Origin of the sequence: Kitasatospora sp. Root107, assembly GCF_001424875.1 — a bacterium.
Lineage (GTDB): Bacteria > Actinomycetota > Actinomycetes > Streptomycetales > Streptomycetaceae > Kitasatospora.
This window is the reverse complement of record NZ_LMCT01000020.1, coordinates 1,261-20,768: the sequence shown is the minus strand read 5'-3', so window position 1 is coordinate 20,768 and position 19,508 is coordinate 1,261. Positions and strand designations below refer to the sequence as shown.

Sequence of the window (19,508 nt, the reverse complement as noted above, 5' to 3'; positions counted from 1 at the left end):
TCTCCCGATCGGATCGGTGAACGGCCGTCAGCCCGGCGGCGGTTCCAGCTCGTACCAGACGACCTTGCCTTCCTCGGTGGCCCGGCTGCCCCAGCGGTGGGCCAGCTCGTTGACCAGGTACATCCCGCGGCCGCCCTCATCCGCCTCCCGGGCGTGCCGGAGCCGGGGCGGGCGGCTGTCCACGTCGGCGACCTCGATGGTCAGCAGGCGGTCGCGGAGGACGCGCAGCTCGACCGGCGAGCCCGCGTGCACCAGGGCGTTGGTGATCAGCTCACTGGTCAGCAGCTCGGCCTGGTCGATCAGGACGGCCAGGCCCCAGTCGGTGAGAGTGCGCCGGACGAAGCGGCGGGCGTGGCCGACCATCGCGTGGTCGTCGGCCAGCGGCAGCACCGCGAACCGGTCCGCACCGACCGGGCGGGCCTGCGCCATCAGCACGGCCACGTCGTCCTGGCCGGCGGGGGCGTCCAGCGCGGCCAGCACGGCGTCGCAGGTCTGCTCCAGGGTGGCCCGCCGGTCGGCCACCGTCCGGCGGAGCAGGTCGAGGCCGTCGTCCAGGTCACGCCCGCGCCGCTCCACCAGGCCGTCGGTGTAGAGCACCAGGATGCTGTCCTCGGGCAGGGTGAAGCGCCGGCTCTCGAACGGGACTCCGCCGACGCCCAGCGGTGCGCCGGAGGGGAGTTCGAGCAGTTCGGCGGTACCGTCAGCGCTGGCGATCACCGGCGGCAGATGACCGGCCGAGGCGGCGGTGCAGGAGTGGTCCAGCGGGTCGAAGACGACGCAGACGCAGGTGGCGAACTGGCCCTCGCCGAGCGYCACCGCCRCCTCGTCCAGGCGCCGGAGCACCCGGGCGGGCTCCAGCTCGAGGGTGGCCAACGTGCGGGCCACGGTACGGAGTTGGCCCATCGTCGCGGCGGCCCGGATACCGTGGCCCATCACGTCCCCGACGATCAGCGCGACCCGCCCGCCGGAGAGCGGCACCACGTCGAACCAGTCGCCGCCCACCTCGCTGATCGCGCTGCTCGGCAGGTAGCGGTGGGCCAGCTCGAGCCCGAGCGTGTGGTGCACCTCCTGCGGCAGCAGGCTGCGCTGCAGGGTCAGCGCGGTCTCCCGCTCCCGCCGGTACAGCCGGGCGTTGTCGATGCAGACCGCCGCCCGGGCCGCCAACTCCTCGGCCAGCGCCACGTCGTCCTCGGTGAACGGCTCCGGGGTGTTGCCGGTCCGGATGAACTCCGCACCGCCCAGCACCACTCCGCGCGCCAGCAGCGGCACCATCAGGTACGAGTGCACCCCGGCGCTCAGGCTCGGGGCCACCCGGTCCGGTGTGGCGACGATCCGGTGCAGCGCCGCCTCGTCCACCTCGGGCACCAGGATCGACCGCCGGGTGCGCAGGCTCTCCGCGTACAGCTTCGCCGACTTGCTCGCCGCGCCGACCGGATCGGCCGCCCCGGCCATCACCACCGAACCCTGCACCTCGCCCACCGCGACCGCGCGCAGCATCGCGGGCCCGTCGTCCGGCGGCGGGGCCGGCTCCTCGCCCTCCAGGACCGACTCCAGCAGGTCCACGGTGACGAAGTCGGCGAACCGGGGCAGCACCACCTCCACCAACTCCCGGGCGGTGCGCTGCAGATCGAGGGTGGTGCCGATCCGGGTGCTGGCCTCGTTCAGCAGCAGCAGACGCTGCTGGGCGGCGTGCGTGTCGTCCAACGCCTGCTGCCGTTCCCGGGCCGCGTCCCGCTCGCGGGTGTAGAGCAGCGCGTTGTCCACCGCGACGGCGGCCCGGGAGGCCAGCTCGGCGGCCAGTGCCAGGTCGTCCTGGTCGTAGCGACGCTCCGTCAGGTTCCGGTAGAACGCGGCCATGCCGACCGCGGCCCCGCGCGCGATCAGCGGCACCACCATCAGCGAGCGGACGCCGTCCTCGCGCATCCGCTCGGTCAGTTCGGGGACGTCGGCGAACCAGTGCAGCGTGGAGCCCTCGATCGAGGGCAGCAGCACCGGGCGCCGGTGGGCCAGCGCCCAGGCGTACGGAGTCGACGGGGGGTAGCGGTGCACGCTGTCCAGCTCGGCAAGCGGGGTCATCGCCGAGCCCGGCACGGTGTGGAAGGCCATCCGGCGCAGCACGGCCGAGCGGTCCGCCGGGCTTGGCGGCGCGGCCCGCTCGCCCCGGGCCAGCGACTCCAGCACCTCCACCACCACCGTGTCGGCCAGGTCGGGCGTCGCCACCTCGGCCAACTCCTGGGCGGTGCGGGCCAGATCGAGGGTGGTGCCGATCCGGGTGCTGGCCTCGTTGAGCAGCGCGAGCCGCTGCTGCGCCCGGGCCACCTCGGACTCGGCGCGGTACCGCTCGGTGACGTCCACGATGGTCGAGCTCACCCCGAGCACCCCGCCCTCGGGGCGCTCCAGCCGGAAGTACGAGGCGGACCAGGCGTGGTCATGGGCAGGGTCGCCGGGGGTGCGGCCGTGCGAGCGGGCGTCGATCACGGCCTCGCCGGTCTCCAGCACCCGCCGCATCACCGCCTCGATCTCGGCGCCGTTGATGCCGGGCAGCACCTCGGTGATCCGGCGGCCGAGCTGGTCGGTGACCGGCAGGCCGTTGGTGCGGGCCAGCGCCTCGTTCAGCCGGACGAAGCGCAGCTCGGTGTCGTACACCGCCATGCCGACCGGGGACTGGGTGAAGAAGCCGTCCAGCACCGCGAGGTCGGCCCGCAACCGGTGCACGGAGGTCACGTCCGAGGCCACCGCGAGCACCAGCGGGCGCCCCTCCGGGCCGAGCACGGGATGGGTGCGGAACTCCAGGTTCACGTGGTGGCCGTTGCGGTGCAGCACCGGGAAGATCCCGGACCAGGCCCGGCCTTCCAGGATGCCCCGGAACAGCTCCTGCACGTCGGGGCGCTGGTCCTCGGTGACCAGTAGCTGGGCGGCCCGGGCGCCGACCGCCTCGTCCGGTGAGTAGCCGAGCAGTGCCTGGGCGTCCGCGCTCCAGTGCAGGATGCGGCCGTCATCCGCGATCAGCGCCGTGGCGATCGGGACCATCAGCAGGCCGCCCTGATCCGGCTCGCCGCCCGCGAGGTCGAACGGGAGGGGATCGGGGCCCGGCTCGTCGGTACGCATGTATCGGACCACCGCCCGGGGGTCGCACTTCCGTCCTGCCATGGTCCCACGCGCTGCGGAGGCCCGCCGGGGAGTGCGGAACACCTGGTCAGGCGGGGTGTTCGGGGCGCAGCACCAGGGCCAGAAGGCCGGGGAAGCGGGCGTCGAACTCGGCCCGGCGCAGCCGGTTGACCCGCTTGGCGCCTTGGTCGCGCTGCTCGACCAGGCCGGCCGCGCGCAGCACGGTGAAGTGGTGGCTGAGCGCCGCCTTGCCGACCGGGACGTCGAAGCTGCCGCAGCTGCGGGTCCAGTCGGCGTCCCCTGCGAGCTCGCGGATCAGCTGGATCCGGACCGGGTCGGCGAGGGCGGACAGGGCGGTCTCCACCGGGACCTGGTCGGGGTCCCGGTGGACCGGGGCGGCGCGGTGGCCGCTGCTCGCCGTCTGGTCCGGCATACGGATCTCCTCTTGCCTGGTGTTCGATGAGAATCATACACTTCGAGTGTTCGCTTCCGATTGAACACATGCGAGGGGTGGGTGCCGTCATGCGCGCGGTCGAGTTCAAGGAGTACGGCGGTCCCGAGGTGCTCGGGTCGGTGGAGGCCGAGGCGCCCGAGCCGGGGCCGGGGCAGGTCACCGTTGACGTGGCCTACGCCGGGGTGAACTTCGCGGACCTCAAGGCCAGGGAGGAGGGCTACCGGGTGCCCGCCCTCCCGTACGTACCCGGGCTGGAGGTCTCGGGCCTGGTACGCGCAGTCGGCGCCGGGGTCACCGGGCTGACACCGGGTCAGCAGGTGGCCGCGCTCACCGCCGGCGGCGGCTACGCGGAGGTGGCGCTCGCCGAGGCTGCCACGGTCTTCGCGCTGCCCCCGGGGCTGGACCTGCGGACCGCCGCCACCCTCCCCACCGTGCTGCCGACCGCGTACGCGCTGGTGCACCGGGTCGGGCGGCTGCAGAAGGGGGAGAGCATCCTGGTGCACGGCGCGGCGGGCGGAGTCGGCACCGTGGTCGGGCAGTTGGCGCGGGCGGCGGGCGCGGGCGCGGTCCAGGGCGTGGTCTCCTCGGCGGCCAAAGCCGAGTACGCACGAGGTTTCGGCTACGACGAGGTGTTCGTGGATTCGGAGTCGGACTTCGCGGAGCAGGCCCGTCGCGCCACCGACGGCCGGGGCGTGGACCTGCTGCTCGATCCGGTGGGCGGCAGCACCCTGCGGCGCGGCCTGGACGCGCTGGCGGTGTACGGTCGGCTGGTGTCCTACGGCAACGCGGGTGGTGAACTGCCCTGGCAGCTCGGGCAGTCGGAGCTCGCCACGCACGGCCGCTCGGTGGCGGCCTTCTCCATCCTGACACTTGCCCGGACGGACCCCGGGGCGCTGCGCGAGCTGGCCGAGCGGGCGTTCCGTACGGTCACCGAAGGGGGCGTGCGGCTGCCGGTCACGGCGGAGTTCCCGCTCGCCCGGGCGGCCGAGGCCCATGCGCTGATGGGCGGCCGGACCTCGACCGGCAAGCTGCTGCTGCGGGTGGCGGCGTGACCACCCCGAACCGAGAGAGGTCCCACCCCTGATGAGGATTCTGATCGTCGGCGCCGGAGCGACCGGTGGCTACTTCGGTGCCCGTCTCGCCCAGGCCGGACAGGACGTCACCTTCCTGGTCCGCCCGGGCCGGGCAGCGGTGCTGCGGGAGCGCGGGCTGCGGATCATCGGCCCCGAGGAGGAAGAGGTGATCACCCCTCAGCTGGTCACCGCCGCCGAACTCGGCTCGCCGTACGACGTGGTGCTGCTGACGGTGAAGGCCACCGCGCTGGCGCAGAGCATCGAGGACGTCGCCCCGGCGATCGGCCCGGGCACGGTGCTGGTGCCGGTACTCAACGGGATGGCGCACCTGGAGCGGTTGAACGCCCGGTTCGGCAGCACGGCGGTGCTGGGCGGCGTCGCCAAGGTCGTCACGACGCTGAACGAGGACGGGGACATCGTCCGGCTGGCGCCGCTGGCCGTGCTGACGGTGGGCGCGCAGAGCGGGGCGTCGGAGCGGGCGGAGGAGATCGCGGCCGTGCTCCGGGAGGCCGGGATCGACGGCAGCGCGTCGGCCGACATCATCGGTGCGATGTGGCACAAGTGGGTCTTCATCAGCACCGTCGSCGCGGTGCTGGCCGAGGCCGCCGCGGTGGCGGCCGCCGCCGGGCACCCCGTCCCGGCGGCCGAACTCGCCCAGGTCGAGGGCATGGTGACGCAGAGCGGGTCGCCGCTGGTCTCCTCGATGTACCGCGACGTGGTGGCCGGCCGCCCGGCCGAGGTCGAGCAGCTGCTCGGCGACCTGGTGGCCCGGGCCCGCGAACTGGGGGTCGCCACACCGCTGCTGGACTTGGCCACGCTGCACCTGCGGGTGCACCAGCAGCGGGCGGCGAAGGAGGCCTGACCCAGGGCGTACCGGCCGGGTCCAGGTGCACGCCTCTCCAGCGGTGTGTGTGCCGGCGTGGGGTGCGGTCAGGTCGAGCAGGACCATGGCGTCGTGGTCGGGGGTGGCGGGGTTGGCGACGTAGATGCCGACCTGCTCGTTGCTGCCGAACTCGGGCGACATGATCTGAACCAGCGCGGCTATGCCGGGGTGGTCTTGCAAGACGGTGACTCTCGTTCAGGGGTTCGTGCCAGGCGACGGGAATCGCGTTCTTCCGGAGTTCGGTGCGCTACTCGTCGCAGTGGAAGATCTCGTACTCGTCATTCATGAGGTCCCAGAAGGACTGGTAGCGCCTCGCCCCGGGCAGCCAGTGGGCGTGGTACCAGGCTTCCCACTCTCCGTCAGGAGTGACGACGAGGGGGTTGAGCAGGTAGACATCCGTAGCGCCCGGAGTGTGGCTGATCTTGAGCATGTGGGGCAGGTACTCGGCCCGCATCGTGAAGGTGTCCTGATCCTCCCCGTAGACGTAGTACTCCTCGTCGGAGACCTCGAACGTTTCCGCCGCCGCGCCCCGGGGGCCGAACGACTCCGGATCGAGGTCCCTGGCCCAGCCGACTTCCTGCGTCGGCAGGAGCCGCTCGATCCAACTCGTCGTGTCGAGCCACCCGTTGCTGGTCTGCAGGAACTGGCGGTAACTGGACGGGAGCGCGACGCCGAGCCGCTGCTCCAGCCGCGTGATCTCCTCAGCGCAGGCGCCCTCGCCGCCGAGCCAGCGGGCAGCGTGCACTGCGGACGGGAAGGGTTCGGATCGTTCCTGCTCGTGCAGGATCGGGTCCAGCCATTCGTCGCTCCAGCGTTGCAGCAGGTCACGCCAGGCATAGGCGCGTTCGGGTGTTTGAAGTTCCGGGTTCGACACGGCGGAAGACTACGACAGAGAACTGACGATCCTTTCGGCGGCGATGCCGAAGGCGCGCATGAGGAGGACAGGGCCGGCGGTGAGGCGGGCCTCCTCGAGGTAGTCGGTGTGTCGCAGGTCCCAAGGCCCCAGACGACGCTCAACATCACCAGCAACGACATGGGGCCGACGCCTGTCTCGGCCGCGCCCCTACGGCTCGAGCAGCGCTGCGGCAACCGCTGCCGCGCCCACCAGGCCGGCGTCGGTGCCGAGTTGGGCCCGGTGCAGGTGGAGGGAGGCGGCGAAGGGGAGGGCGGCGTAGGTGGCCAGGTGGGTGCGGAGGGGGGAGAACAGCAGGTCGCCGGTCTCCGCGACGCCGCCGCCGATCACCACGGCGTCGAGCTCGACCAGGGTGGCGGTGGCCGCGATGCCGGCGGCCAGGGCGCGGGTGGCGCGGTCGAAGGCGGCGAGGGCGAGCGGGTCGCCGGACCGGGCCGAGGCGGCGACCGCGACGGCCGACGCGTCGTCAGCGGGTGGACGCCAGCCGGTGGCCAGGGCGTGCCGGGCGATCGCGGTGCCGCTGGCGTAGCGCTCCAGGCAGCCCCGGCTGCCGCAGGGGCAGGACTCGCCGTCGAAGTCCACCGAGATGTGGCCGATGTGCCCGGCGTTGCCGGTGGTGCCGGTGTGCAGCTCGTTGTTCAGCACCAGCCCGCCGCCGACGCCGGTGGACACCACCAGGCAGAGCGCGTTCCGGTACGGCCGGGCCGCGCCGTACCGGTGCTCGGCCGCCGCGATCGCGATGCCGTCCCCGGCAAGCGTCACCGGCAGGCCCTTGACGGCCGGGTGCGCGGCGATCCGTTCGACGATCGGGAACCCGCGCCAGCCGGGGATGTTGACCGGGCTGACGGTCCCTCGGGAGATGTCCACCGGTCCCGCGCTGCCGATGCCGAGCGCGGCCACCTGTGGCCAGTGTGCGGATTCGGCCAGTTCGGCGAGCGCCTCGGCGGCCGCCGCGAGCACGGCCTCGCCGTCCCGGTCCGCCGGGGTGGGCCGCCGGGTCCTGGCCAGCACGGCGCCGTCGGGGGAGACCAGCGCTGCCGCGATCTTGGTCCCGCCGACGTCCAGGGCGGCGAGCAGGGCGTCCGACACGGTCGTTCTCCTCCCGGCACGCGATCGGGTAGGGCGCGCCGGTTGGCCATTCTGGCACCTGGTCAGGATCGGACGAATGGTCACGTTCCCGTAACGGCGACGCAGCGGGACCGACAACTGGCGCTCGTAGGCTGGCGGCACAGACCGATCTACGAGGAGGACCGTGCCCCAGCCGCCGGCTTGGCTCACCCATCCGTTCCGCTGGCAGCGGGGCCCCGTGCCCTGGCCCGCGCTGCTCAGGGGCGCGCTCGGGATGGGCCCGGTGCTGGCCCTCGGCCTGGCCACCGGGCACCGGCCGGCGGCGATCGCGGCGGGCCTGGGCGCGATGTTCGCCACCCTCAACGACCGGTCCGGCACCCGCCGGGTGGCCACCGTCCGGATCGCTGTACCGGCCCTGGCCGGTGCGCTCGGGTTCTTCGGCGGCCTGGCGCCGGGCTGGTGGGCGCTGCCGCTGCTCGCCCTGGTCGGGCTGGTCTCGGGGGCGGTCAGCGTGGCGGGGCCGGTCTGCGCGGCCGCCGCCGTCCAACTGCTGGTGCTGACGGCGGTGGGTGCCGGGATGCCGCTCGGGGCGCCGCCGTGGGTGACCGCGCTGTGCTTCCTGGCCGGGGCGCTCTGGCCGCTGCTGCTCCGACTGACCGTCAGCCCGTCCGGCGCGGACGGTGCGGACGGGGAGCGGCACGCGGTGGCCGCCGTCTTCGACGCCCTCGCCGCCGCGCTGGACGCCGTCGGGACCCCTGCCGCCGAGGCGGCCCGACGCAGGCTGACCGGATCGCTCGACCAGGCGGACGAGGCACTGCGGCTGTGGCGGCACCCGCGCTCCGCCGGGTCCGAGCAGTACCGGCTGCTGGGACGGTTCGCCGCGGCCGCCGCGCTCTGCGAGGCCAGTGTCGCGCTGCTCTGGGAGGGCGCCGCGCTGCCGCCCCGGGTCGCCGAGGGCCCGCGTCGGCTGGCCGCCGCAGTCCGGGCGGGGGCGGCGCCCGGTGCGCTGCCCGCCCCGGTCTCGGACACCGCAGCCCGCAGCGCCTTCGACCGCGCCGTGCTGGACGCCACGCTCGCGTTCGCCGACCCGGCCGACTCCTCCGCCGTGCCGGTCCGCAGCCGCCCGGGCGCCCGCCCCCTCGGACCGGCCGGGCGGGAGAACGGCCTGCGGGTCGCGGTCTGCGTCGCCGTCAGCACCGCCGCCGCGCTGCTGCTGAGCGCCGACTACTGGTACTGGCTACCCGTCACCGCCGCGTTCCTGGTCAAGCCCGACGTCGGCCCGCTGTTCTCCCGGGTGGTCAACCGGTTCGCCGGCACCGCGCTCGGGGTGCTGCTGTTCGCCGCGCTGCCGACCGGCGGGGCGGAGGTGGCCGCCGCCACGCTGGCCGGGGCGCTGATCCCGCTGGCGGGCCGTCACTTCGCCGCCCAGACCACCGCCGTGATCACCGTCACGGTGCTCGCCTTCGTCTCGCTCGGCGGCGACACCCGGGCGTCCGGCACCAGGCTCGCCGACACCGCGCTGGCCTGCGCGATCGTCCTGGTGGTCGGTCACCTGCCCCGGCTGGCGTCGACCCGCACCAGCGTCGGCCACCGGTTCGCGGTCGCGCTGCGGCACGCCCGGCACTACCTCGACCACGTCCTCTCCGGCGCGCCCGAAGGCCCCGAACGGGCCGCCCTGCGCCGGACCGCCTACCGGGCGCTGGCCGAGGCCAGGGCCGCCGCCGAGACCGCCGCCGCCGAACTGCACGCCGACCGGAACTGGCTGCCCGTCACCGCCCGGGCCGAACGGATCGTCGACGCCACCACCGCCTGCGCCGTCCGCCTCGACCACGGCAGCCCGGCCCCGGCGGCCCCGACCGCCCACCGGATCACCACCGAACTGGCCGCCCTGGCCGACACGCTTGACGGCCTGAAGCCGGACACCCCGGTTGCTGCCACCGCTCCGGCCGACTGCGGCACGCTGAGCGACATCGTGGGCGAACTGCACCGGATTCGTACGCTCACGGACGCTCGGTAGGATCCCTCTCGTACGGCGGTCAGCGGCGACCGCCACCCGCCCCTGTCCTGGAGTTGAACCCTCATGCCGCTGGCGCTCGTCGCCCTAGCCGTCACCGCCTTCGCCATCGGCACCACCGAGTTCGCCGCGATGGGCCTGCTGCCCCAGATAGCCGGGGACCTGGACGTCTCGATCCCGCAGGCCGGCTGGCTGATCTCGATGTACGCGGTCGGGGTGGTGATCGGCGCCCCGCTGCTCACCGGAGCCTGTGCCCGGCTGCCCCGCAAGGGTGTGCTGATCGGACTGGCCGGACTCTTCACCGTCGGCAACCTGCTCTGCGCCGTGGCGCCCACCTTCCCCCTGCTCGCGGCCGCCCGGCTGATCACCGGCCTGCCGCACGGCGCGTTCTTCGGCGCCGGAGCGGTGGCGGCCGCCGAACTGGTCGCTCCGCACCTGCGGGCCCGGGCCGTCTCGGTGATGTTCTCCGGCCTGACGGTGGCCAACGTCGTCGGGGTGCCGGTCGCCACCCTGCTCGGCCAGCAACTCGGCTGGCGGGCCGCGATGTTGGTGGTGGTCGGGATCGGCGCGCTCGGCACCTTCGCCATCGCCCGGCTGGTCCCCGCCCTGCCGATCCACCCCGGCGCCGGGCTGCGCCGTGAGCTCTCCACCTTCTGCAGCGGCCAACTCTGGCTCGCGCTCGGCACGGTGGTGTTCGGCTGCGCCGGGCTGTTCGCCTGCTACAGCTACATCACCCCGATCCTGACCGAGGTGGCCGGCTTCTCGGAGGGCTCGGTCACCGTGGTGCTCGCGCTGTTCGGCGTCGGGATGACGCTCGGCAACGTGATCGGCGGGTACGCCGCCGACCGCGCGCTGCGGCCGGCTATCTGCGCCACTTTCCTGCTGATGGCGCTCGCGCTGGCGGCGTTCTCGGTCACCGCCAGGACGGAGTGGTCGGCCGCGATCACGGTGGTGCTGATCGGGCTGTTCGGCTTCGCGACCGTACCGACCGTGCAGACCTTGGTGCTGCAGAAGGCCCGGCGGGCCCCGACGCTGGCCTCGGCGACCGTCCAGGGCGCGTTCAACCTGGCCAACGCGCAGGGCGCGTTCTTCGGCGGCCTCGCGCTCAGCGCCGGGCTCGGCTGGGTCTCGCCGGCCCTGGTCGGTGCGGTGCTGGCGGCGATCGGCTTCCTGATCGCCGCCGTCTCCTGGGCCCTCGACCGGCCGGGCGAGCAGGCCGCCCCGGCCGAGCCGAGCGTCGAGGCGGTGCCGCAGCACGTCGGGTAGTGGTCGGATCCGGAAATCCTTCGGTCCTGCGCAAGCGTCACAACGATGCGGGTGCACCGTCTCGAACGAGATCCTCGGATTCCGGGTGACCTGGACCGCCGGTCGGGGCAGCGTCGCGCAGCGCCGCCTCGACCCGGCGGTTGCTGGTCATGGTCGCGGTGACGGCGGTCATGGCCAGGAGGAGGCCGGCGGCGGTGTAGAGCGGGGTGCGTACGTCGTAGGTGGTGGCCAGCCAGCCGCCCAGGTGGCCGGCTCGCGTTCGTCTGCTCCGCGGCTGCCGAGCGCAACGAGTGGCTCCAGGCGATCGATCGTCTGCCGCAGGGAGGGGGCGAGCACCATCGTGGCGCCCATGCCCGCGCCGCAGACGGCGAGCGCGAGGCCGGCGACGTACGGGTTCGGGGCGGCGGCAAGGCCCAGGATGGCGAGTCCCTCGACTGCGGCCGTGCAGGTCAGCGCGGTGCCGGTGCCGAGGCGTCGGCCGAGGAAGGAGGCGATGCCGGCGCCGAGCAGACCGCCGGTGGCCTCGGCCGTGAGGAGCAGGCCGAAGCCGAAGGTGCCGATGCCGAGCCGGTCGTGTGCGAAGAGGGCGAGTACGGTCTCCACGGCGAGGAAGGCGATGTTCCCGACCGCCGGACGCAGCGCGAGCCCGAGCAGCAACTGATCCCGGAAGACGTACGAGGCGCCGGCCCGGGCCTGCCGCAGCAGCGACTCACGGGCCTGCGGTACGGGTCGGGGTGCGGTGGGCAGCGACCGTACGAGCAGTGCGGAGAGCGCGAACGAGACCGCGTCGGCGAGCAGCGGAACCGCCCGCCCGAGCACGAGCAGTGCACTGCCCGCGGGCGGCCCGGCGAAGCCGGACGCGGCGGTCTGGGTGCCGCGCAGGCGGGAGTTGGCGCGCTCCAGGAGTGCGGGGTCGCGGCCGAGCAGATCCGGCAGATAGGCCGTGGCGGCGGTGTCGAAGAAGAGTCCGCCGAGGCCGAGCAGGAAGGCGAGGGCGGCGAGCAGCGGAATGCTCAGCATGTCGAGCGCGGCGGCGGCCGCCGGTATCGCGAGCAGTGCCGCACGTGCTGCGTCCGTGACCCACATCGTGCGTCGGCGGTCCCAGCGGTCCACCAGCGCACCGCCGAGTACCCCGAAGAGCAGCCACGGCAGCGTTCCGGCGGCCGTGACGACGGCGAGCGCCATCGGATCCCGCGTCAGCGTCAGCGCGAGCAGTGGCAGTGCGGCATGTGTCACCCCGTCACCGAGCGAGGAGACCGTCTGTGCGGTCCACAGGCGTCCGAACCCGGTCGGCAACTTCTTTGTCTCTGAGGTCACTTGGCGTCTCCCTCGGCCTGCTGGCGCGGCGCCGGGTGGAACAGTGCGAAGACGAGTGAGGCGTCCGGCAGTGACGGATCGGACAGCTCCCGGTACTCGTCCGCCAGCGCCTCCAGTCGCGCTCCCAGCTGCGCGAACTGCTCCTCGGTGAGCCGCAGATGCGCCATCCGTACGTGCCGCTCGCCGTCTGCCGGCGATGCCTCCAGGTCGGCCACCGCGTGCCGCATCAGCATGTCCGGGCCGCCCTCGCCCGGGTCCGGCAGCACGATCGAGCGGGCGGCCATGGCGTAGTACCGCTCGGTGACCCCCCGGACCTTCCGCGTTCGTACCACCTTCACCAGGCCGGCCCGCTCCAGCAGCCGTACGTGGTAGCTGGAACTGCCCTTCGCGAGGCCCACCCGCTCGGCGATCTGGGTGATCGTTGCGGGCTCGAAGCGGAGCACGGCCATGATGCGGTGGCGCGTGAGATTGGAGACGGCGCGTAGCTGCTCGTCAGTGGTGACGTGGAGCGTCTCGGGAAGATCATCGGTAGGCATGGCCCAATGGTCAACGATTCTTGACCATTGTGCAAGGGGGTTCCGTACGGTCTTCCGGAGCCGACCACTTGGGCGGCGAGGGCGAGGAGGTGACGGGGGCTCAGCGGAAGACTGCGGCGTTGCGCTCGGCCCAGTCGGCGAACGGGCGGGCGGCCCGGCCGAGGACCCGCTCGATGTCCGGGCTGACCCGCTGCTCTGCGGCGGAGGGGCGGCCGAGGATCTCGAGGGTGCCGTCCACCACCGGCTCGGGCATGAAGTGCAGCAGCTGGGCCCGGGCCTCGGCGGGGGTCTGCGGCAGGAAGCGGACCGGCTCGCCGAGCGCGGCGCCGATCGCCTGGGCCTGCTCGCGCGGTGAAACCGCTGCGGGGCCGGTGAGTTCGTACGTCTGCCCGGCGTGACCGTCACCGTGACCGTGGCCGTCGCGGTCGCCAAGCAGTGCAGCGGCCGCCATCGCGGCGATGTCGGCCGGGTCGACCACGGGCAGGCCCACGTCCCCGAACGGTGCCGCCACCGTGCGGTGCGCCCGGACCGGTTCGGCCCACAGGTAGGCGTTCGAGGCGAAGCCGCCGGGCCGCAGAATCGTCCAGTCCAGCCCGGACTGTCGGACGGCCTCCTCGAAGGCGCGCAGGCCGGCGTGCGAGGGGAAGTCCGGCCGGGTGCCGACGATCTGGGAGGACTGCAGCACCACCCGGCGGACCCCGGCCGCCTTCGCCGCGCCGAGCAGGGCGTCCGGGTCGAGCTCCAGGCCCGAACCCGCGATCAGCAGGAAGAGCGCTTCGGCGCCGGTGAGGGCGGCCCGCAGGCTCCCGGGATCGGCCAGGTCGGCCACCCGGTGCCGTACACCCGGCGGCAGTTCGGCCGCGGCGCGGGATACGGCGGTGCGGGAGACGGCGGTCACCTGCGCACCTGCCTCGGCCAGCGCCTGCACCAGCGGACGTCCGACGTTTCCGGTCGCTCCGGTCACCGCGATCATGGTCAGCTCCAACTGTTCGGTGCGCCGCGCTCGTTCGCGGCGATGACTCCACTCTGGGCGTTAAAGTGGCCACCTTCTGGCCACAATTACCGGAGGATTCATGAGAGCCGATCGTCTGGTGGCCGCCCTGCTGTTCCTCCAGGAGCGCGGGCAGGTGACGGTCGCTCAGGTCGCCGCCGAGCTGGAGGTGTCGGAGCGCACCGCCCGGCGGGACCTGGAGGCGCTGGGGACGGCCGGTATCCCCGTGCTCTCGCGGCGCGGCCGGAACGGCGGCTGGTCGCTGGTCGGCGGCGCCCGGACCAACCTGACCGGCCTGACCGCCGACGAGACCCGTTCGCTCTTCCTGACCACCGGCCCCGCCGCCACCTCGCCGGAGGCAAGAACCGTACTGCGCAAGCTGGTTCGGGCCCTGCCCGCGCCCCTACGACCGGCCGCCGAGGCCGCCGCGCGGGCCGGGTTCACCGACCCCACCGACTGGTCGCGGGCCACCGGCACGGCGGCCGAACCGCACCTGGACGCGCTCCAGCGGGCGGTGGTGGAGGGAGTACAGGTCCGGCTCGGCTACGCGACCCCCGGGCGGGCGGCGGGGGAGCGGACCGTCCACCCGCTCGGTCTGGCCACCAAGGCGGGGGTCGGCTACCTGGTCGCGGACACGGCCGACGGCCTGCGGTCGTTCCGGCTGAGCCGGGTCACCTCCGCCGTGGCCACCGGCGATCCGGTCACCCGGCCGGACGGCTTCGATCTGGCGGTGACCTGGCGCGAGCTGGCCGCCCGGATGGAGGAGCGGCTGCACGCCGCGACCGTCCGGGTGCGGGCGGCGCCCGACGCCTCGGCCGTGCTGCACCGGCTGTTCGGCGGTCGGCTGCGGACGGTCGGCCAACGTCCGGACGGCTGGGACGAGTTGGAGATCGGCGGTCCGTCAGCTGAGGTGGTGGCGGCCCAACTGGCCGGGCTGGGAGCCCGGGTGGAGGTGCTGCACCCGCCCGAGGCGCGGCGGGAGCTGGCCAGGCTGGGGGCGGAGCTCACCGCGCTCTACGCCGGGCAGGGAGGTTGATCCACTCTCCGCCACTCTCAACTTATAGCGCCCCCGGGGGCTTGTGGCAAGGCCCGGGGCATGCTGCAGAATCGTCCACCTGAGCAAGAGTCTGTAGACATTCATGGGGGTTTGTGATGATCGACGTGATCGTGGCCGGCGGAGGACCGACCGGGCTGATGCTGGCCGCCGAGTTGCGGCTGCACGGCGTGCAGGTGGTCGTGCTGGAGAAGCTGGCCGAGCCGACCGAGCAGTCCCGTGGACAGGGCCTGCACGCGCGCAGCGTCGAGATCATGGACCAGCGCGGTCTGCTGGAGCGGTTCCTCGCGGTCAGTGAGAAGTTCCAGGTCGGCGGTCTCTTCGGCGGCATCATGAAGCCGTGGCCGGAGAGCCTGGACACGGCGCACCCGTACGGTCTCGCCACCCCGCAGCCGGTCACCGAGCGGCTGCTCAACGAGCACGCGCTCGAGGTCGGCGTCGAGATCCGGCGCGGCTGCGAGGTGGTCGGCCTGAGCCAGGACGAGGACGGGGTGACGGTCGAGCTGGCGGACGGTACGCAGCTGCGCTCGCGCTACCTCGCGGGGTGCGACGGCGGCCGCAGCGTGGTGCGCAAGCTGCTCGGCGTCGGCTTCCCCGGCGAGCCCGCCAAGGTGGAGACGCTGCTGGGCGACATGGAGTTGACGGCGGATCCGGAGACGATCGCCGCCGTCGTCGAGGAGGTCCGCAAGACCCAGCTACGGTTCGGCGTCAGTGCCACCGGGGACGGGGCGTACCGCATCGTGGTGCCCGCCGACGGCGTGGCCGAGGACCGGGCGGCCGAGCCGACCCTGGAGGATTTCAAGCAGCAGCTGCGGGCCACCGCGGGCACCGACTTCGGTGTGCACTCGCCGCGCTGGCTGTCCCGGTTCGGTGACGCCACCCGGCAGGCCGAGCGCTACCGGGTCGGCCGGGTGCTGCTGGCCGGCGACGCCGCGCACATCCACCCGCCGACCGGCGGGCAGGGGCTCAACCTCGGTGTGCAGGACGCGTTCAACCTCGGCTGGAAGCTGGCCGCCGCGGTCAACGGCTGGGCGCCGGAAGGGCTGTTGGACAGCTACCAGGCCGAACGGCACCCGGTGGGCGCCGCCGTGCTGGCCAACACCCGCGCGCAGATCACGCTGCTGGGGACCGATCCGGGGCCGACCGCGCTGCGGGAGCTGTTCTCGAAGCTGATGGACTTCGAGGAGGTCAACCGGTACGTGACCGAGATGATCACCGCGGTCGGGGTCAGCTACGACTTCGGGGAGGGCCACGAGCTGCTCGGCCGGCGGATGCGGGACCTGCAGCTGAAGCAGGGCCGCCTCTACGAGTTGATGCACGGTGGCCGCGGGCTGCTGCTGGACCGGACCGGCGAACTCTCGGTGGCGGGCTGGGAGGACCGGGTCGACCACGTCGTCGACGCCGGCGGGGAACTGGCGGCCACGTGGCGTGGGCCGGCGCGGACCAGCAGGAGCTGCTCGAGCACCTGCCGAAGTGGTTCGGCGCCGCCACTGCCTGAGGCCGCCCGCCGCCGGCTGAGCGGCCCGCGCCCGGCGAAAACCGGTCGGCGACAGCCTTGATGACGGGGAGAATGCGGTCATGCGCATTCGGGCCGTACGGGTGGCCGACCTTCCCGTCCTGCAGGGCATCGAGGTGGCCGCCGGCCGGTGTTTCCGGGAGGTCGGCATGGCGGAGATCGCCGAGGACGCACCGCCGTCGCTCGAGGAGCTGACGTGGTATCAGGCGGCCGGCCTCGCCTGGGTGGCCGTGGACCAGGCGGATGCGCCGGTGGCCTACCTGGTGGCCGAGCCGGTGGACGGCTGTCTGCACGTCGAGCAGGTGTCGGTGCACCCGGACAGTGCACGGCGCGGGATCGGCCGGGCGCTGCTGGAGCGGCTGGCGGAGCGGGCCACGGCGGACGGCGTGCCCGCGCTGACGCTCACCACCTTCGCCCAAGTCCCTTGGAACGCGCCGTACTACGTACGCTGCGGCTTCGACGTGATGGCGGCGGCGGAGATCGGTCCCGGCCTGCGGGCGATCCGGGCCCGGGAGGCGGCGCACGGCCTGGACCGCTGGCCGAGGGTGTGCATGCGGCGGATGTTGTGACGGCGGATCAGCCGCCGGCCGGGGCCTGACGACGTGGAGACCGCGCGTGCTGACGCTGGGGGTGTCAGCACGCGCGGTGACTGGGGGCAGTCGGCCGGGCTGCGGTGCAGCGCCGCCCGGCCGGACCTCGGCGGGGCGAGGCGGTCCGCTCCGCGGCCGCCGGTGAGCACTACCGGGGCTGCGGGTACGGGGACTCCGAGGAACAGCGACAGGGCACCGGCGCGGGTGTATGGAGCCCGCCTCCGGTGGGCACCTGTCCCCACGGGGTCTCCGTAGGTCAGCGAACCGCCTGCCCGCACCACTCGCCGCCCCGACAGGACCACCGGCTGCAGCACGCCCCCGCGCGCGCCCAACCGGCCCCTGCGGGCCGCCGGACCCCGGAACTCCGGGGCCGGGAACAGTCTCGCCCAGCCCGATTGCAAGAATCTTGCACGGGCCGACGGCACACCCCGCCGGACGGCCCGCACCAGGTGGACACTCCGGCGGGCGGGACCGGCCCGGCGGACGGCCCACCGGCAGAACCACCTTCGGCCGCGAGGGACCGCAGGGGATGACGAACGGGGTGCACGTGCTGGTCAGACTGCTCGGCAGGGTCGGGGTAGCGGCAGCGGACGGGTTCGTCCCGGCCGGGACGGCGAAGCAGAGCGCCGTGCTCGCCGTGCTCGCGATGACACCGGGCCGCCAGGTGGGGGTGGACCAACTGATCGACCGGGTCTGGGACGAGCAGCCGCCGCCCACCGCCAGGAGCACCCTCTACGCGTACCTGGCCCGGCTGCGCCGGGTGCTCGAGCCCTGGCCGGGGCTCCAACTGCTCCGGGACGGCGCCGGCTACACCCTGACCGCCGAGCCCGAGCAGATCGACGTGCACCGGATGCGCCGGCTGGCCGCCGACGCCCAGCGGGCCGAGCGGGACGGCGACCGGCCGCGCTCGGCCGAACTCCTCGGCGCGGCAGCCCGGTTGTGGGCCAGCCCACTGGCGGGCGTACCCGGCGCCTGGGCGGACCGGATGCGGGAGACCCTGACCAGGGAGTACCTGGAGGTCCAGACCAGCCGCTACCGCACCGAACTCCGGCTGGACCGGCACGGCCTGGTGGCCGCCGAGCTCTCCCCGCTGGTGGCCGAACACCCGCTGGCCGAACCGCTGGTGACGCTCCTGCTGCTGGCGCTCCGACAGGGCGGCCGGACCGCCGAGGCCCTGGAGCTGTACGAGCGCACCCGCACCCGGCTGCGCGAGGAGCTCGGCTCCGACCCCGGCGCGGCCCTCGCCGACGCCCACCGCCGACTGCTCGCCGGTGACCGGCCCGCGCTCAGGCCGAGCCCGCCACCCGCCGTGATCCCGCGCCAACTCCCGTCCGTGGTGCGGGAACTGACCGGTCGCCGGGCCGAGCTCGCGGAGCTGGACGGGCTGCTTCCGGACGGCCTGCCCGCGCTGGTGCTGGTCTCCGGCATGGCGGGCGTCGGCAAGACCGCGCTCACCACCTGGTGGGCCCAGCAGGTCCGGGGCCACTTCCCGGACGGCCAACTCCACCTCGACCTGCGCGGCCACGGCCCCGGTGAACCGATGACACCGGGCGAGGCCCTGGCCCAACTGCTCGGCGCGCTGGGCGTCCAGCCCGCGCAGATCCCCGCCGACGAGCAGCAGGCCGCCGGGCTCTACCGCTCGGTGCTGGCCGAACGCCGGGTCCTGCTGCTGCTCGACAACGCCCGCACCGCCCAGCAGGTCCGCCCGCTGCTGCCCGCAGGGCCGCTGAGCTGCGTGCTGGTCACCTCCAGGGAGCGGCTCACCGGCCTGATCGCCCGGGACGGTGCCAGGGACCTGCGGCTCGGCCTGCTGACACCCGATCAGGCGGTCGCGCTGATCGCCCGGCTGGTCGGTTCCGACCGGGTCGCCGACGAACCGGAGGCCGCCGCCGAGATCGCCCGCACCTGCGGCCAGCTGCCGCTGGCGATCCGGATCGCCACCGCCGGGCTGGCCGGGACGGACTACCCGACGCTGGCCGAGCGGGCCGCCGCCCTGTCCGGCACCTGCTCACTGGCCGAGCTGGAGGTGCTGGGAGACGAGCAGGCCGGGATCCGGACCGCCTTCGACTACTCGTACCAGGCCCTGACCCCCGATCAGCAGCTGCTGTTCCGCCGCCTCGGCCTGCTGCCGGTCCCCGAGTTCGGCCCCCGGGGAGCGGCCGCGCTGACCGGCTCCACCCCCGAGCGGACCGCCCCGCTGCTACGCCGGCTGCTGGACGCGCACCTGATCACCCAGTTGGCCGCCGACCGGTTCACGGTGCACGACCTGCTCCGCCGCTACGCCCAGCTGCTGGGCCTGGAGTGCGACCCGGAGGCCGAGCGGCTGGCCGCGTCCCGGCGGCTGTACGCGGTGTACCTGCACCTGGCGGACTCGGCCGCCCGGACGCTGTTCCCGCAGTTCGTCCGGCTGCCGATCCCGGAGACGCTCCGGCTGCCCGGCGAACCGTTCGCCGATCCGCAGGCGGCCGCCGCCTGGATCGCCCGGCACGAGGCCGCCCTGGTGCTGGCCCAGAGCGCGGCGGTGGCGCAGGGCGCACCCGAGATGGCCTGGCTGCTCTCCGACGCGCTGCGCCCGCACTACACCGCCCGGCGCGGCAACCCGCACTGGCTGCCGGTGGCCCGTACCGCGCTGGCCGCCGCGCTGGCCCGGGACGACCGGGCCGCCGTGATGGCCTCGCTCACCAGCCTGGCGATGGCCCACCACTGCACCGGCGACTACTGGCGC

The 19,508-nt window shown here is 74.0% G+C and carries 14 protein-coding genes and 2 pseudogenes; 8 read left to right on the top strand and 8 right to left on the bottom strand.

The features are described from left to right. Positions 1 to 27: 27 nt before the first annotated feature. Complete coding sequence (locus tag ASC99_RS18975; RefSeq protein WP_057233573.1) at positions 28 to 3,108, bottom strand: SpoIIE family protein phosphatase; 3,081 nt, start codon at positions 3,106 to 3,108, stop codon at positions 28 to 30. Positions 3,109 to 3,196: 88 nt separating this feature from the next. Beyond that, positions 3,197 to 3,541, bottom strand: a complete 345-nt coding sequence (locus ASC99_RS18970) for a helix-turn-helix transcriptional regulator (protein ID WP_057233571.1) — start codon at positions 3,539 to 3,541, stop codon at positions 3,197 to 3,199. A gap of 89 nt (positions 3,542 to 3,630) precedes the next feature. Here ASC99_RS18970 and ASC99_RS18965 point away from each other — a divergent pair, with 89 nt between their 5' ends. Together ASC99_RS18965 and ASC99_RS18960 are read left to right on the top strand one after the other, a co-directional pair. Beyond that, positions 3,631 to 4,614, top strand: coding sequence for a zinc-binding dehydrogenase (locus tag ASC99_RS18965; protein WP_057233569.1), 984 nt, complete (start codon positions 3,631 to 3,633; stop codon positions 4,612 to 4,614). A gap of 31 nt (positions 4,615 to 4,645) precedes the next feature. Continuing rightward, positions 4,646 to 5,497 carry a ketopantoate reductase family protein gene (locus ASC99_RS18960; protein ID WP_057233567.1) on the top strand — a complete coding sequence of 284 codons (852 nt, stop codon included), beginning with the start codon at positions 4,646 to 4,648 and terminating at the stop codon, positions 5,495 to 5,497. 268 nt (positions 5,498 to 5,765) lie between these two features. On the opposite strand, the gene ASC99_RS18955 is transcribed toward ASC99_RS18960, so the two are convergent. Together ASC99_RS18955 and ASC99_RS18950 are read right to left on the bottom strand one after the other, a co-directional pair. Continuing rightward, complete coding sequence (locus ASC99_RS18955) at positions 5,766 to 6,392, bottom strand: SMI1/KNR4 family protein (RefSeq protein ID WP_057233565.1); 627 nt, start codon at positions 6,390 to 6,392, stop codon at positions 5,766 to 5,768. 189 nt (positions 6,393 to 6,581) lie between these two features. Beyond that, complete coding sequence (locus ASC99_RS18950) at positions 6,582 to 7,520, bottom strand: ROK family protein (RefSeq protein WP_057233563.1); 939 nt, start codon at positions 7,518 to 7,520, stop codon at positions 6,582 to 6,584. A gap of 163 nt (positions 7,521 to 7,683) precedes the next feature. Here ASC99_RS18950 and ASC99_RS18945 point away from each other — a divergent pair, with 163 nt between their 5' ends. Together ASC99_RS18945 and ASC99_RS18940 are read left to right on the top strand one after the other, a co-directional pair. After that, entirely contained in the window at positions 7,684 to 9,516 is a 1,833-nt protein-coding gene (locus ASC99_RS18945; protein WP_057233561.1) for an FUSC family protein, read from the top strand. A 63-nt stretch (positions 9,517 to 9,579) separates the two neighbouring features. Continuing rightward, complete coding sequence (locus ASC99_RS18940; protein WP_057233559.1) at positions 9,580 to 10,779, top strand: MFS transporter; 1,200 nt, start codon at positions 9,580 to 9,582, stop codon at positions 10,777 to 10,779. A gap of 37 nt (positions 10,780 to 10,816) precedes the next feature. On the opposite strand, the pseudogene ASC99_RS42145 reads toward ASC99_RS18940, so the two are convergent. The 4 genes and pseudogenes from ASC99_RS42145 to ASC99_RS18925 form a co-directional block, all read right to left on the bottom strand. Next, positions 10,817 to 11,026: pseudogene (locus ASC99_RS42145) on the bottom strand (MFS transporter); the annotation flags it as partial. Further along, positions 10,948 to 12,096, bottom strand: a complete 1,149-nt coding sequence (locus ASC99_RS18935) for an MFS transporter (RefSeq protein ID WP_369825117.1) — start codon at positions 12,094 to 12,096, stop codon at positions 10,948 to 10,950. The gene ASC99_RS18935 and the pseudogene ASC99_RS42145, both read right to left, overlap by 79 nt. Beyond that, entirely contained in the window at positions 12,093 to 12,632 is a 540-nt protein-coding gene (locus tag ASC99_RS18930; protein ID WP_057233557.1) for a transcriptional regulator, read from the bottom strand. The genes ASC99_RS18935 and ASC99_RS18930 overlap by 4 nt, the downstream gene beginning before the upstream one ends. A 100-nt stretch (positions 12,633 to 12,732) precedes the next feature. Further along, positions 12,733 to 13,605, bottom strand: coding sequence for an SDR family oxidoreductase (locus ASC99_RS18925; protein ID WP_057233759.1), 873 nt, complete (start codon positions 13,603 to 13,605; stop codon positions 12,733 to 12,735). A 100-nt stretch (positions 13,606 to 13,705) separates the two neighbouring features. Here ASC99_RS18925 and ASC99_RS18920 point away from each other — a divergent pair, with 100 nt between their 5' ends. The 4 genes and pseudogenes from ASC99_RS18920 to ASC99_RS18905 form a co-directional block, all read left to right on the top strand. Continuing rightward, positions 13,706 to 14,659: a YafY family protein gene (locus ASC99_RS18920; RefSeq protein WP_057233556.1), complete on the top strand. Its 954-nt coding sequence runs from the start codon at positions 13,706 to 13,708 to the stop codon at positions 14,657 to 14,659. A 116-nt stretch (positions 14,660 to 14,775) separates the two neighbouring features. Then, positions 14,776 to 16,175: pseudogene (gene rox / locus ASC99_RS18915) on the top strand (rifampin monooxygenase). 80 nt (positions 16,176 to 16,255) lie between these two features. Continuing rightward, positions 16,256 to 16,762, top strand: coding sequence for a GNAT family N-acetyltransferase (locus tag ASC99_RS18910; RefSeq protein ID WP_057233554.1), 507 nt, complete (start codon positions 16,256 to 16,258; stop codon positions 16,760 to 16,762). Between the two features lie 550 nt (positions 16,763 to 17,312). Further along, the coding region (locus tag ASC99_RS18905) for an AfsR/SARP family transcriptional regulator (protein ID WP_057233552.1) at positions 17,313 to 19,508 on the top strand (2,196 nt) is incomplete at its 3' end.

What these genes read in the sequence shown, in the direction of transcription:
- ASC99_RS18970 (WP_057233571.1), bottom strand. Translation starts at nt 3,541, where the DNA reads ATGCCGGACCAGACGGCGAGCAGCGGCCACCGCGCCGCCCCGGTCCAC.
- ASC99_RS18965 (WP_057233569.1), top strand. Translation starts at nt 3,631, where the DNA reads ATGCGCGCGGTCGAGTTCAAGGAGTACGGCGGTCCCGAGGTGCTCGGG.
- ASC99_RS18940 (WP_057233559.1), top strand. Translation starts at nt 9,580, where the DNA reads ATGCCGCTGGCGCTCGTCGCCCTAGCCGTCACCGCCTTCGCCATCGGC.
- ASC99_RS18930 (WP_057233557.1), bottom strand. Translation starts at nt 12,632, where the DNA reads ATGCCTACCGATGATCTTCCCGAGACGCTCCACGTCACCACTGACGAG.
- ASC99_RS18925 (WP_057233759.1), bottom strand. Translation starts at nt 13,605, where the DNA reads ATGATCGCGGTGACCGGAGCGACCGGAAACGTCGGACGTCCGCTGGTG.
- ASC99_RS18920 (WP_057233556.1), top strand. Translation starts at nt 13,706, where the DNA reads ATGAGAGCCGATCGTCTGGTGGCCGCCCTGCTGTTCCTCCAGGAGCGC.
- ASC99_RS18910 (WP_057233554.1), top strand. Translation starts at nt 16,256, where the DNA reads ATGCGCATTCGGGCCGTACGGGTGGCCGACCTTCCCGTCCTGCAGGGC.